Annotated in this window: 11 protein-coding genes, 1 tRNA gene and 1 rRNA gene; 6 read left to right on the top strand and 7 right to left on the bottom strand. The window is 71.6% G+C overall.

Annotated features, from left to right (window positions below; all coding sequences use genetic code 11):
- The first annotated feature begins 102 nt into the window (after positions 1-102).
- Complete coding sequence (locus DVK05_RS11115) at positions 103-948, top strand: endonuclease/exonuclease/phosphatase family protein (RefSeq protein ID WP_121563417.1); 846 nt, start codon at positions 103-105, stop codon at positions 946-948.
- 10 nt (positions 949-958) lie between these two features.
- Here the strand turns inward: DVK05_RS11115 and DVK05_RS11110 are convergent, their stop codons facing one another.
- The gene (locus DVK05_RS11110) at positions 959-1,702 is read right to left on the bottom strand and encodes a DUF1028 domain-containing protein (RefSeq protein WP_121563416.1); all 744 of its coding nucleotides are present in this window, start codon (positions 1,700-1,702) and stop codon (positions 959-961) included.
- Between the two features lie 459 nt (positions 1,703-2,161).
- Between DVK05_RS11110 and DVK05_RS11105 the strand changes: the two genes are divergently transcribed.
- The 5 genes from DVK05_RS11105 to DVK05_RS11085 all read left to right on the top strand — a co-directional run bounded on the left by DVK05_RS11105 (position 2,162) and on the right by DVK05_RS11085 (position 10,844).
- Positions 2,162-4,237 (top strand): PrkA family serine protein kinase, encoded by a 2,076-nt coding sequence (locus tag DVK05_RS11105; protein WP_121563415.1) that lies wholly within the window; start codon positions 2,162-2,164, stop codon positions 4,235-4,237.
- A gap of 1 nt (position 4,238) precedes the next feature.
- Complete coding sequence (locus DVK05_RS11100) at positions 4,239-6,644, top strand: kinase anchor protein (RefSeq protein ID WP_121563414.1); 2,406 nt, start codon at positions 4,239-4,241, stop codon at positions 6,642-6,644.
- A complete protein-coding gene (locus tag DVK05_RS11095; protein WP_121563413.1) occupies positions 6,635-8,023 on the top strand; it encodes a DUF444 family protein in 1,389 nt (462 codons plus the stop codon). Before DVK05_RS11100 ends, DVK05_RS11095 begins: the two co-directional genes overlap by 10 nt.
- Positions 8,020-10,065, top strand: coding sequence for a SpoVR family protein (locus tag DVK05_RS11090; protein ID WP_121563412.1), 2,046 nt, complete (start codon positions 8,020-8,022; stop codon positions 10,063-10,065). The genes DVK05_RS11095 and DVK05_RS11090 overlap by 4 nt, the downstream gene beginning before the upstream one ends.
- Before the next feature lie 74 nt (positions 10,066-10,139).
- Complete coding sequence (locus DVK05_RS11085) at positions 10,140-10,844, top strand: hypothetical protein (protein ID WP_121563411.1); 705 nt, start codon at positions 10,140-10,142, stop codon at positions 10,842-10,844.
- 16 nt (positions 10,845-10,860) lie between these two features.
- Here the strand turns inward: DVK05_RS11085 and DVK05_RS11080 are convergent, their stop codons facing one another.
- The 6 genes from DVK05_RS11080 to rrf form a co-directional block, all read right to left on the bottom strand.
- Positions 10,861-11,559, bottom strand: a complete 699-nt coding sequence (locus DVK05_RS11080; RefSeq protein WP_121563410.1) for an alpha/beta hydrolase — start codon at positions 11,557-11,559, stop codon at positions 10,861-10,863.
- 1 nt (position 11,560) lies between these two features.
- On the bottom strand, positions 11,561-12,175 hold the full coding sequence (locus DVK05_RS11075) for a VOC family protein (protein WP_121563409.1): 615 nt from the start codon (positions 12,173-12,175) through the stop codon (positions 11,561-11,563).
- Positions 12,176-12,311: 136 nt separating this feature from the next.
- Positions 12,312-12,518 (bottom strand): hypothetical protein, encoded by a 207-nt coding sequence (locus DVK05_RS11070; RefSeq protein WP_121563408.1) that lies wholly within the window; start codon positions 12,516-12,518, stop codon positions 12,312-12,314.
- Between the two features lie 90 nt (positions 12,519-12,608).
- Positions 12,609-13,433, bottom strand: a complete 825-nt coding sequence (locus DVK05_RS11065) for a hypothetical protein (RefSeq protein ID WP_121563784.1) — start codon at positions 13,431-13,433, stop codon at positions 12,609-12,611.
- A gap of 94 nt (positions 13,434-13,527) precedes the next feature.
- Positions 13,528-13,603, bottom strand: a tRNA-Cys gene (locus tag DVK05_RS11060).
- A 130-nt stretch (positions 13,604-13,733) separates the two neighbouring features.
- A 5S ribosomal RNA gene (gene rrf, locus DVK05_RS11055) occupies positions 13,734-13,855 on the bottom strand.
- Positions 13,856-14,065: the final 210 nt, after the last annotated feature.

The following is a 14,065-nucleotide window of genomic DNA, read 5'->3' as shown; positions in this document are numbered from 1 at the left end:
CCCCCGGGCCTCGGCGGCGATAAATCCCCCGCGCCGGTCGGGCCGCCCGCCGGGCGGGGCGCTCCCCGCCTTTTAATCGCCTCGCCCGCGAGGCCCGATGTAATGACCGCGATCCGGGTGTTAAGCTACAACGTCCGCTACGCCAACCGGGGCGACCACCACGACGCCTGGCACGACCGCCGGGACGCGGTGGGGCGGCTCGTTCGGTTTCACCGGCCCGACGTCGCCGCCTTCCAGGAGCCGCTGCCCGAGCAGCGGCGCGACCTGCGCGAGCGGCTCCCGGAGTACGAGTTCGTCGGCCGCGGGCGCGAGGCGGACGGCGAGGGCGAGGGGTGCCCCGTCGCGGTGCGGAGCGACCGCTGGGAGGTCGTCGACGACGGGACGTCCTGGCTCTCCGAGACCCCCGACGAGCCGTCGACCGGCTGGGACGCCTCTCACCCGCGGATCGCGACGTGGGCCCGGGTGCGCGCCGTCGACGGGGAGGCGGCGCTCCGCGTCGTCAACACGCACTTCGACCACGTGAGCGCCCGCGCGCGGCGCGAGTCCGCGTGCCTGCTCCGCGAGCGGCTGCCGACGGTAGCGACGGCGGACGAGGGCGGCGCCGACGCGAGGGCGCCGCTCGTCCTCGTCGGCGACCTCAACTGTACGCCGGGCTCCGACCCGCACGGGATCCTCCTCGGTGATGACTCCGAGTCCGACGGCGAGGCGCCCGGGGCGCCGGCCGGCGACGCCCCCTCGCTCCGGGACGCCGCGGCCGAGGCCGACCTCCGGCACGGGCCGGAGACGAGCCTCACCGACTTCGCGCGCCTCATCGACGGCCGTCGGATCGACCACGCGCTCGTCTCGCCCGCGGTGTCGGTCGAGGCGTTCGCGACGCTCGCGGACCGGGACGACCGCGGCCGGTACCCCTCCGACCACCTGCCGATCCTCGCGCGGCTGTCGGTGTAGCGAGGGCTCGCTACTCGTCGCCCGCGTCGTCGGCTGCGCCCCCGTCGTCGTCGCTCTCGTCGTCCGGCCCGTCCTCCTCCTCGGCGTACTTCTCCAGGATGGTCTCGTAGCCGCGCTTGGCGGTCTCGTACGTCTCGCGGAGGTCCGCGACCGGCGTCTCGCTCGCGTCGACCCGGAGGTCGTTGTAGTAGGGGTCGTCGGCCTCCCCCTCGGTGTTCCGCACGAGCAGCGCCGCGGACTGGACCTCGAGGTCCTCGCGCTTGTCGCCGCCGGCGGCGTGGCCCGCCGCGAGGGCGTCGATCAGCCGCTCGGCGAGCGGCGCGTCGCCGTGCGCGTCCGACTCGTAGGCGGCCGCGGTGTCCTCGATCACGTCCTCGCCCGTCAGGAGGTTGCCCGCGACGGTGTAGTTCTCGCCCTCGCGGTGGCCGTACCAGTCGTTACACTCGTCGCCGGAGAACGCGAACGTCCCGTCGGCGTCGACGCCGTGGAGCTGGCGCTGGGCGCTCCCCTCGTCGGCGTTCAGGAGCGCCTGGAGGGCGTCGTCGACGGCGAGCCCGTCGCCGAGGTACTCGACTCCCTTCCGCCCCAGTTCGACGTTGACGAGCGACTGGGTCGCCACCGCGCCGTCGGACGACGCGAAGGGGCACAGCGTGCCGACGCCCGGCAGCCGGGTGGTCACCGCCACGCCGTACCGGATCTGGTCGTCGCCGCCCTCGTCGGTGTACCGCTCGCGAACGCAGATGCTGAACGTCACACCGGGTCTGCGGCGGCGACTCGCAAAAGGGTGCCCACCGGGGCCGATGGTTCCGGTTCTCGGCCGGCGCTCGCGAGCGGCGACCGCGGCCGCGACGCGCCGCGCCCCGGACCGCGCGCGAGGGCTTCGCGGGGGGTCGCGACGCGCCCCCGCCGTCGATCTCACGAGCCGCTGATAAGACCGACTGACGGACCGTCGGCGAACCGGCCGGATCCGACGAGGGCGAGGAGGCCGAACGGATCGTGGCGGGTGTCAACTGGCGACATACTTATCCGTGCCAATCCCTCCCACATATATAGCCTCGGATACGGGCGAGGCGTCCACCGGCACCGACGCGCACTCCGACGACGCGCCGCTCGCGGCTCGACGAGTTGCCGACACGCGCACGGAGAGCGACGGCTCCGGCCGTCGCGTCGCACGCCGGCGACACCGCCTCGCGGTCCGAGCGAACGTGATACGATGGCAGACCGACACACGCTCGAACGGCTCAGCGAGGAGTACCGGACGGAGGTCCCCGACGACCTCAGAGCGGCGCGCTCGTTCGACTGGTACCTCGACGCGCTGTACGACGACCCCGAGATCGCACGGAACGCACACCAGCGCGTCGCGGACATGTTCGACCACTACGGGACGCACTACGACGAGGAACACGGCGTCGTCGAGTACGCGCTCGCCGCCGAGGACCCGCTCCACGACGGCGAGAACGTCTTCTACGGTCGGGAGGTCCACGAGGCGATCCACGAGTTCGTCAACAAGGTGAAGTCGGGGGCCCGCGGGCTCGGCCCCGAGAAGCGGATCAAGCTCCTCTTGGGCCCGGTCGGCTCCGGCAAGTCGCACTTCGACTGGCTGGTGCGCCGCTACTTCGAGGCGTACACCCGCGAGGACGCCGGGCGGATGTACACCTTCCGCTGGGTCGACCTCTGTTCGGTGATCGACGACCAGGACCCGGACGACGACGTGGTCCGCTCGCCGATGAGCCAGGACCCGCTCGTCCTCCTCCCGAAGCCGCAGCGCCAGGCGGTGATCGACGACCTCAACGAGCGGCTCGACGCGCCCTACACGCTGCGGAACGACCAGCACCCCGACCCGGCCTCGGAGTTCTACCTGAACGAGCTGCTCGCGCACTACGACGACGACCTCCAGCGCGTCCTCGACGAGCACGTCGAGGTCGTCCGGCTAGTCGCCGACGAGAACCGCCGGCAGTCAATCGAGACGTTCGAGCCGAAGGACAAAAAGAACCAAGACGAGACCGAGCTCACCGGCGACGTCAACTACGCGAAGCTCGCCGTCTACGGCGAGTCCGACCCGCGCGCGTTCGACTACGCCGGCGCGTTCTGTAACGCGAACCGCGGGCTGTTCTCCGGCGAGGAGCTGTTGAAGCTCCAGCGGGAGTTCCTCTACGACTTCCTCCACGCCTCCCAGGAGTCGACGATCAAGCCGAAGAACAACCCGCGGATCGACATCGACCAGGTGATCGTCGGTCGGACGAACATGCCGGAGTACCGCGAGAAGACCGGCGACGAGAAGATGGAGGCGTTCAACGACCGGACCAAGCGGATCGACTACCCGTACGTGTTAGAGTACGAAAGCGAGGCGAAGATATACGAGAAGATGCTCGCCAACGCCGACGTGCCCAACGTCCACGTCGAGCCGCACGCCTTGGAGATGGCCGGGCTCTTCGGCGTGCTCACCCGCTTGGAGGAGCCGACCGACGAAACGGTGACGCTCGTCGAGAAGGCGAAGGCGTACAACGGCGAGCTAGAAGACGAGGAGATCGACCGGCGGAAGCTCCGCGAGGACGCCGCCGAGTCCGCCGACATCGGCGAGGGGATGGACGGCATCTCCGCGCGGTTCGTCGGCGACGAGATCGCCGAGGCGATCATGGACGCCACCCACCGCGACCGCAGCCACCTCTCGCCGCTGTCCGTCTTCGACCACTTCGAGGCGAACCTCGGCGGCCACGGGTCGATCGCGGCCGAGGACCTCGACCGCTACGAGCGCCTGCTCGACCTGGTCCGCGAGGAGTACCGCGAGCGCGCCATCGAGGACGTGCGCCACGCGCTGGCGTACGACGTCGACGAGCTCCGCCGGCAGGGCGAGAAGTACATGGACCACGTGATGGCGTACATCGACGACGACACCGTCGACGACGAGCTGACGGGCCGGGAGACGGAGCCGGACGAGACGTTCCTGCGCGCCGTCGAAGAGCAGCTCGACGTCCCCTCCGACCGGAAGGACGACTTCCGGCAGGAGGTGTCGAACTGGGTGTCGCGGCGGGCCCGCGAGGGGCGCGGGTTCGACCCGCAGGAGAACGACCGGCTCCGCCGGGCCCTCGAACGCAAGCTGTGGGAGGACAAGAAGCACAACATCAACTTCTCGGCGCTGGTGTCCGCGACCGACCTCGACGACGAGGACCGGAGCGCGTGGGTCGACGCCTTGGTCGACCGGGGCTACTCCGAGGACGGCGCCGCGGAGGTGCTGGAGTACGCGGGCGCGGCGGTCGCGCGCTCGGAGATGGCGGACGACGGGGACTGAGATGAGCGACCGCACCAGATCCGGCGGCGAGCGGTTTCGGAGCGCGGCCGACGAGGCCCTCCGGGGAGCGTACGACCCGCCGATGGACCTCGCGTCCTACGTCGACCGCGTGTTGGAGCACCCGACCGCGGCCGCGTCCGGTGCGGGGTACGTCCTCGCGGCCGTCGAGTCGTACGGCACCCGCGAGGTCCGCGAGCGCGGCGAGACGCTCGACCGGTACCGGTTCTTCGACGACCCGGCGAACGACGGCGAACACGCCGTCCTCGGCAACACCCGCGCGCTCAACGGGTTCGTCGACGACCTGCGCGCGGCCGCGACCGGGCGGGGGAACGACGAGACGATAGTCTGGATCGACGGCCCCACCGCGACGGGGAAGTCGGAGTTCAAGCGGTGCCTGGTCAACGGGCTCCGCGCGTTCTCGAAGACGGACGCCGGCCGGCGGTACACCGTCGAGTGGAACGTCTCGGGCGCCGGCGGGGTCGGCGGCGGCGGCGCCGCGTCGCTCTCGTACGGCGACGGCGGCGACGCCGGGGAGTGGTACCGCAGCCCGGTCCAGTCGCACCCGCTGTCTGTGTTCCCCGAGACGGTCCGGGAGTCGATCGCCGACGCGGTCGACGACGACGCCTACCCCGTCGCGGCCGACGTGGAGCTCGACCCGTTCAGCCGCGAGGCGTACGACCACCTGGAGTCGGCCTACCGCGAGCGCGGGCGCCGCGACCTCTTCTCGGCGATCACCGACCGCGACCACCTCCGCGTGACCAGTTACGTGGTCGACGTGGGCCGCGGGATCGGCGTCCTCCACGCCGAGGACGACGGGACGGCGAAAGAGCGGCTCGTCGGCTCGTGGATGGGCGGCATGCTCCGCGAGCTCGACTCCCGCGGGCGGAAGAACCCGCAGGCGTTCAGCTACGACGGCGTCCTCTCGCAGGGGAACGGCGTCGCCACCGTCGTCGAGGACGCGAGCCAGCACGCCGACCTGCTCCGGCGGCTGCTCAACGTCCCCGACGAGCGGCGCGTGAAGCTCGACAAGGGGATCGGGATGGACTTGGACACCCAGCTCATCGTCATCTCGAACCCCGACCTCGACGCGGAACTGGACCGACACGCCGAACGCGGCGACGCCGACCCGCTGAAGGCCCTGAAGCGCCGGCTCTCGAAACACGAGTTCCGGTACCTCACGAACCGCCGGCTGGAGGCGCGGCTGCTCCGCCGCGAGATCGCCGGCGCGACCGCGGTCGAGGAGGCGACCGGCGCCGCCGCCGACCCGTCCGGCGTCGGTCGCGGGGGCACCCCCGACGAGGGGGACAGAGACCCCGGGGCGGCGCCGCTGTCGATCGAGGTCCGGGAGGCAGACGGGAGCGCGGTCGAGCGCGAGATCGCGCCGCACGCGATCGGGGCCGCGGCGCTGTACGCGGTCGTCACGCGACTCGACGGCGACGACCTCCCCGGCGACCTCGACCTGGTCGAGACCGCGACGCTGTACGAGACCGGCGAGGTCCGGCGCGGCGACGACGCGGTGACCGTCGGCGACGTCGACCTGGCCGCGGGCGACGGCCGGAACGGGATCCCGGTCACCTACGCCCGCGACGCCGTCGCCGACCTGCTCGCGACGACCGCCGACCGGAGCCACCCCGACCTGCCGGTCGAGCGCGTCGTCACCCCGACGGACGTGCTCGACGCGATGGCGGACGGGTTCGATGACGCCCCGGTCTTCTCTCGGGCCGAGGCCGCGGAGTTCGAGGGGCGCCGCGGGCCGGTCGCGGCGCGGATCCGCGAGCGGCAGCGCGAGGACGTGATCGACGCGATGCTCGCCGAGGAGACCGTCCCAACCGAGACCGTCGCGGAGTACGTCGAGCACGTGTACGCGTGGGACGAGGCGGACCCGACGGCGCGCGACCGCGAGGACGCGGCGCCGGACCCCCTCGCGATGAAGGTGTTCGAGACGGAGACGCTCGGGCGGTTCGACGAGGACGATTACCGCGGGACCGAGCCCGGCCGCGACGTCGAGCGCTTCCGCCGCGAGCGGGTGATCCGCGGGCTCACGCGGTACGCGTGGCGCAACCGCGGCGAGGAGTTCAGCGTCGACGAGGTCGACCTCGGGGAGGTCCCCGAGCTGAAGGCGGTGATCGACGCGAACGACCTCGCGGACGTGAAGCGGCGGTTCCCGGACCTCGACCCCGCGGCGTGGCCCGACCCGCCCGCCGACACCGAGACCGAGCGGGTGAAGGCCGAGACGATCGACCGCCTGTGCGAGCGCGGGTACAGCCGCGCGTCCGCGGAGCTGACGAGCCGCGCCGTGATGGCGGACGTGCGCGACGAGTGGCCCGACGTCGACGGCGGGGACGCCGACGGCGAGGCGCCGGACGGCGGCGCCGGCTCCAACGGGGGTGGCGACCCGTGGGACTGACGGAGGACCGCGAGCGGTTCCGCGAGGTCGGCGAGACGCGCCGGGAGGACCTCGCGGAGTTCATCGGCCACGGCGACCTCGGCGGCTCCGACGCCGACCGGATTCGGATCCCGATCAAGGTGGTCGACCTCCCGTCGTTCGAGTACGACCAGCGCTCCGCCGGCGGGGTCGGGCAGGGCGGCGACGGCCAGCCGCAGCCCGGGCAGCCGGTCGACCCCGAGCCGGGCGACGGCGACGAGGAGGGCGACCCGGGCGAGGAGGGCGGCGACCACGAGTACTACGAGATGGACCCCGAGGAGTTCGCCCGCGAGCTGGACGAGGCGCTCGGGCTCGACCTCGAACCGAAGGGGAAGCGGGTGGTCGAGGAGGTGGAGGGCGACTTCACCGACACCGCGCGCTCGGGGCCGCGCGGCACCCTCGACGTCGACGAGTTCTTCAAGCGCGGGCTGAAGCGGCACCTCGCGACCGACTTCGACGGCGACTACGTCCGCGAGGGACTGTTCGTCGACGGCGCCGACGTGGACGACGTGTTCGCGTGGGCGCGCGGCGAGGGGATCCCCGTCTCCCGGGCCTGGATCGCCGACGCGGCCGCGACGCTCGCCGAGGAGCGTGGCGAGCCGGTCGCGGCGCTCGACCGCTGGGAGAGCTTCGACGCGCTCGACGAGGCGGTCGACCGCGAGCCGGTCAGCCAGCGGATCCGGCGCGAGGGGCTCGACAGCGTCCCGTTCCGCCGGGAGGACGAGCGGTTCCGCCACCCGGAGGTGATCGAGAAGCGCGAGCGCAACGTCGTCGTGATCAACGTCCGCGACGCGTCCGGCTCGATGCGCGAGACGAAACGCGAGCTCGTCGAGCGGGTGTTCACCCCGATGGACTGGTACCTGACCGGGAAGTACGACGCCGCGGAGTTCCGCTACGTCGTCCACGACGCGGAGGCGTGGGAGGTCGACCGCGAGGAGTTCTTCGGGATCCAGTCCGGGGGCGGCACCCGCATCTCCAGCGCGTACGACCTCGTCGAGGAGATCTTAGAAGAGTACCCGTACAGCGAGTGGAACCGGTACGTGTTCGCCGCGGGCGACTCGGAGAACGCCGGCAGCGACACGACGGACAACGTGATCCCGGCGATGGAGTCGATCGACGCCAACCTCCAGGCGTACGTCGAGACCCAGCCCGGCGACGGCGCCGCGAACGCCCGTCACGCCGACGAGGTCGAGGCCGCGTTCGCCGACGCCGACGACGTGGCCGTCGCGCGCGTCTCGGAGCCGGACGACGTGACGGACGCCATCTACGAGATCCTCAGCACCGAGTCGTCGGGCGACGGCGGCGCGGGCCGCGGCGGGCCCGCCGCCCGCGGGCGGACCGACGGGGGTGATCGGCGATGAGAGACGACCGCGTCGAGGCGAAACGCGAGGCCGCGGCCCTCGACGAGCCGGCCCGGGAGGCCCGCGAGCTGGCGGAGCGGCTCGGGCTGAAGCCGTACCCGGTTCGGTACTGGATCGTCGACCACGACCAGATGAACGAGCTGATCGCCTACGGCGGGTTCCAGCGGCGCTACCCGCACTGGCGGTGGGGGATGAACTACGAGCGGCAGCGGAAGAAGGACCGCCACGGGCTGGGGAAGGCGTTCGAGATCGTCAACAACGACGACCCGGCGCACGCCTTCCTCCAGGAGTCGAACTCGGCGGCCGACCAGAAGGCCGTCATCACCCACGTGGAGGCGCACGCCGACTTCTTCGCGAACAACGAGTGGTTCGGGCTCTACGCCGACCGCGGCGACGACGGCCCGAACGCGGCGGCGCGGCTGGAGCGCAACGCCGACCGGATCGCGGCGATCGCGAGGCGGACGGACGTCGACCGCGACGAGGTCGAGCGGCTGATCGACGCCGTGAGCGCCCTGGAGGACACGATCGACCAGCACAGCCCGGTCGACGCCGCCCGCTCCGTGGCGGAGCCGGGGATCGCCGCGGACGTGAGCGACGGCGACGAGGACCCGCTCGCGGCGATCGAGGCCCGGATCGACGACCTCGACCTCTCCGAGGAGGTGCGCCGCGACGTGTTCGACGACGAGTGGCTCGAAGCGCGGGGCGAGGGGGTCGAGCCGGAGGCGCCGCGCCCGGACGTGCTCGCGTTCCTGCGCGACCACGGGAAGCGGTACGACCCCGAGAGCGGGAAGGCGGTCGACCGGGAGCCGTGGGAGACGACCGTCATCGACGCGATCCGCGAGGAGGCGTACTACTTCGCCGGACAGAAGCAGACGAAGGTGATGAACGAGGGGTGGGCGACGTACTGGGAGTCGGTGATGATGGGCGGCGAGGGGTTCGCCGGGCCCGACGAGTTCCTGACGTACGCCGACCACATGGCCCGCGTGCTCGGCTCGCCCGGCCTCAACCCCTACAAGCTCGGGTTCGAGCTGTGGACGCACGTCGAGCTGCGGGCCGCACGCCGCGAGGTGCTCGACAAGCTGCTCCGCGTCGAGGGCGTGACGCCGGAGAACTTCCACTCCCGGATCGACCTCGACGAGGTCGCCGACCTGCTCGAACCCCACCCGGCGATCGCGGGCGCCGGCCCGGCGACGCTAGACGAGCTCGCCGAGATGGCCGCCGACGGCGACCCGCGGGTCGACGCCGAGGCGGTCGACCGGGCGCTCTCCGCCGGAGACGGGCCCGAGGGGATCGACGTCGAGCGGTACCCGTGGAAGCTGCTCACGCGCGAGGGGCTCGCGGAGCGCCACTACGTCCTCTCGCGGCCGGAACACCGGGGCGCGCTCCGCAACGTCTCCCGGGAGGCGCTCGAAGAGCAGGCCCGGTACCTGTTCGACGTCGACCGGTACGAGACGGTGGCCGCCGCGATCGACGACGTCGACCGCGGGGCGGGCTGGGAGCGCATGTTCGAGGTGCGCGAGAGCCACAACGACGTGACGTTCATCGACGCGTTCCTCACCGACGAGTTCGTCCGCGAGGGGAACTACTTCACCTACGAGTACAGCCGGGCCGCCGGGGAGCACCGCGTCGCCAGCGTCGACGCCGACGACGTGCGCAAGAAGCTGCTCCTCCGGTTCACGAACTTCGGGAAGCCGACGATCGTCGTGCTGGACGGGAACTTCCGGAACCGGGGCGAACTGCTCTTGGGCCACCGGTACAACGGCGTCGCGCTCGACGAGGAGCGCGCGAGGGCGACGCTGAAGCGCGTCTTCGAGCTGTGGGGGCGCCCGGTGAACCTCGCGACGATCCGCGTCGAGTACGACGACGGCGAGGTCCGACGCGCCAAGCGGCGCGGCGAGGAGCCCGAGGGCACCGAGGTCGGCGTCCGCTTCCAGTACGACGGCGGCGAGGTGACCGAACACGACCTCGACGACGCGATCGAGGCGCGCATCGCCGCCGACGAGGCGGACTACGACACGAAGCCCGACGACTGGCTGGCGTGAGGCGGCGCGGCCTCCCCGTGACGCCCGCGCCCCGCCGGACCGACACTTATCCCCGACGAGCGACAACGAGACCCATGGACGCGTCGGAGACGGGGGCGAGCGGGTACGGGGTCGAGCGCGCGGAGCCGGCCCCCGAGGGACCGGCGCTCGCCTTCGCGGAGCGGGACCCGACCGCCCTCGACGACGCGACCGAGCTGTACCTGCTGGACCGGCACGCCGCCGCGGACGGCACCGTCCGGGTCCAGCTGCTCGGCTGGGAGCGCGACGGCGACGTCGTCCGGGTCGCGTACGCGCTCCCCACCGGCGAGCGGCGGCGCGACCGCTACCGGTGGCCGACGGCGGGGCGGTACGACGAGAGCGACTTCCTCGCGCTGGTCCGCGGGCTCGGCTACGCCCCCGCGGCCGCCGACCTCGTCGCCGGGGAGTTCGCCCGCGCCCGGAACGAGAACGGCCGCTGGCGGATCGTGACCGGACGCCGGGCGGAAGCGGGAGCGGACACCGACGCGCCGGACGAGGAGACCGCCGCCCGGACGGTCAGTGACCGGGCGCCCGCGTCGGAAGGGGCGTCGGCCGACGGGGATCTCCGGCGGCGCGTGCGGCGGATCGACCCGATGGGGGCGGGGAGCGCGTCGGTCGGCCTCTTCGTCCTCGCGGTCGGCGTCCCCGCGGTGCTGGCGACGCTGACCGGCGGGCTCACGGCGACCGCGACCGCGGTCGGGGGCGCGCTGTTCGGCGCGGCGGTGACGGCGCTGTGGCTGGCGGTCGCGGCGGCGGCATGACGGAACCCCCGGGAGCCTACGCCAGCGACGCGACCAGCTCCGAGACGGCCGCGACCTCCTCGTCGTTGATCCCGTGGCCCATCCCCTCGTAGATCCGCTCGTCGACGTCGGCGCCGAGCGCCTCCAGCACGTCGGTCGTCTCGTGGACCCGCTCCTCGGGGATGTGCGGGTCGACGTCGCTACACCCGACGAACGCCGGCGTGCCGGCGAGGGGTCCGTCGCCGTCGGCCGACGTCTCGCCGTCCGGGAGGTAGTCCTCGACGGCGACCGTCTCGCCGATCAGCCCGCCGCTGAAGACGGCGAGCCCGCCGTAGCGGGTCGGGTTGCGGGCGACGAACTCGCTCGCGAGGCAGGCCCCCTGCGAGAAGCCGCCGACGAGGACGCGGTCGCGGGCGATCCCGGCGTCGACCGCCCGGTCGACCGCGGCGCCGACCGCCCGGAGTCCGGAGCTCCGCCCGGGCTCGTTGTCGGCGACCGGCGCGAGGAAGGAGTTCGGGTACCAGGTGTTGCCGGCGGCCGCGGGCGCGAGGATCGCCACCTCTCGGTCCCCCGCCAGCTGCTCGCCCAAGTCGACGACGCTGCGGGCGGTCGCGCCGCGGCCGTGGACGAGCACGAGCGCCGCGGCCGCGTCGTCGAGCGACGCGCCGGCCGTGACCAGCGGCTCGTCGCCGTGCGGGTCGTCGCCGGCGTGCGGACTCGGGCCGCGCCCCGACATCTCAGACCCCCACGCCGGCGTCGGCGTCCGGCAGGTCGTGCTTGTTCACCGGGAGGCCGAGCTCCTCTAAGGCCCCCTCCATGTGGCGGTCCTGCGCGAAGTCGGCGCCGTCCTCCTCGCGGAGGCGCTGCGCGGTCGCCAGTACCTCGCCCTTCCGGTCGGCCGGGATCTCGTACTTGTCAGCCGACAGCTCGATGACGAGCCCGTTGTTGTCCTGGGTGTAAATCGAGTGGAAGATGCCGCGGTCGAACACGTTGTACCCCTTGCCGGCCTCCTCGAGCGCCGCCATGATGTCCTCGTACTCGTCGGGTTCGACGCTGAAACACAGGTGGTGGACGGCGCCCGTGCTGACGCGCTGGCCGCGCGCGGACGCGCGCTCGTCGCTCACGAACACCGTGAGGATCCGTCCGTCGCCGGTGTCGAAGAAGAGGTGCGTCTGCGAGGGGTCGTCGAGGTTCGGCTGCCGCAACACGAGCGGCATCCCGAGCAGGTCGCGGTAGAAGGCGAGGGTGTCCTCCTCGTTGCTGCCCCAGATCGTGATGTGGTCGGTGCCGCTGGTGTGGAACGGTGCGTCCGGGAGCTCCGACGTGACCGCCGCCGGGTTCTCGTCGCTCATACCGATCGGAAGGCGGCCGAGCCGTATAAAAACGAAAGGGACGGGACGGTGACCGGCTGACACCGGTGTTATCCGTCGACCGCCGCGGCGTCAGTCGGCAGACGCGCACCCGGCGGGGCGGGACCGCGGACCGCCGTCACCGCTGCCAGACGGGCGGCGCGACGCCGAGCGCCCGGACCGCGACGGGATACGCGACGGCGATGACGAAGACGATCATCAGCGACGCCACGAGCCCGACCCCGCCGGCGACGCGCTCGACGCCCGCCAGCGCGACGAACATGACGATGAACATCACCGCCCAGTGGGGGGCGAGCTGTCGTACCTTCTCCGCTGTCGAAGTCATAGGGACCGTAGCGGTCCCGCCGAGTAGTGGTTGTCGGTGAAACGCCGGTCGGCAGAACGCGGCCGGACGAAATCGCCCGTTCGGCGTCGATCAGTACCGCGACGGGATGAAGGCCATCCCGGCGAGCATGATCGACGAGAGCACGGAGAGAACGAGGACGCGCGTGAGACCGCTGTTGTACTGGTTGAACCGCTCAATCTCGGTGACCTGCGCCTGGTACGACTCGACATCGGTCGTCATCCGGAGCGTCGAGGCGTCGGGGAAGTGCGCGGCGTAGTCCGTGTCGCCGATGGTCACCGTCGACTCCTGGGCGATCTCGACCGTCTCCGTCTCGGTGGTCTCCCACACGAGGACGGCGCCGCCGGCCGTCACCTCGTCGACCGTAACCGTCTGTCCGTCGTATTCGAGCGTGTCGCCCGACGCGTGCGTCCGCTCCTCGGGCGCCGGGAAGTACTCGTCGGCGGGCACGAGCGTCCGCTCGCCGCTCTCGTCGGTCACCGCGACGTACTCGCCGTCGTCGAGCGTGACCGTCTCGTTTTCGGCGTCGTCGTCGGCCCCGAGGATCGCCTGTCGGTCGAGCACCTCGACGAGCGTGAACTCGGTGGCGTTCTCCCCGTCGATCTCGACGCGCCACTCGCGGTCGTCGACCGAGACCGTCGACCCGTTCGCCCAGGTTTCGGAGGTCTGCGTCGTGAACTCGCGTTCGAGCGTCCCCGAGATGACCATCTGTCCCGCGTCGTTCTCGCTTTCCGAGATGTCGGCCACCACGTACGACTGGCCGCCGACCTCGATCGTCTCGTTTTGCGAGGCGTCAATCTCCGGGTTCTCGAAGGCGATTTCGGGACTCTCAGCCGTCGCAGTCAGCGCGCCCGCCACGCCCGCGACACCGAGGAAGAGCGCGACGAACACGGCCACAGCGCGTCGTTGCATAGTTGACGCATGGGTCACCCGGTGTTTAACGGTTACTAAGCGGGGCAGTTTGCGGGAACGACGGAAGCGAAGAAACGGAAGCCAAGGGCCGGATTTGAACCGGCGTTGGGCGGCTCTGCAGGCCGCTGCGTCTGACCGGACTCTGCCACCTTGGCGCCGTCCGAACGTACCGCTGTCGAGCGTTTAAGTTTAGCGGTCGGCTACGAGCCTGCGGCTCGTTAGATATGAAGAAAGCCCACGGACGCGCTGTCCGTGGGCTGTCGTGGGAATGCTCCCGTATGAGTGGGTAGGCGGCGACTCGTGGTTCCCAGAGGATCGCTCACTCCAGTACTTCACGATACGCTGGTAGGCTTAACTTCCGTGTTCGGAATGGGTACGGGTGTTTCCCTACCGCTCTGGCCGCCTTCATGCCGACTCTCGGACTCGAACCGAGACGCTCTCATTATAGAGAGCGACGCCTGTGTCGGTCGTGGTTCGTAACAACCGTGTATACGTGCGATCCAGATACCGCCTGAACTCATGCGAGTTCGTGGCGCGTCAGCGCCAATGAATGTGGCTCGGTCTGTTAGTTCTCGTGGGCTTAACACCTCGTTGCCTCGGTGCGTACACCCCGAGTC

Source organism: Halorubrum sp. Atlit-8R (assembly GCF_003666025.1).
In the GTDB taxonomy this organism is placed as follows: domain Archaea; phylum Halobacteriota; class Halobacteria; order Halobacteriales; family Haloferacaceae; genus Halorubrum; species Halorubrum salinarum.
This window is presented reverse-complemented; position numbering and strand designations above follow the sequence as displayed.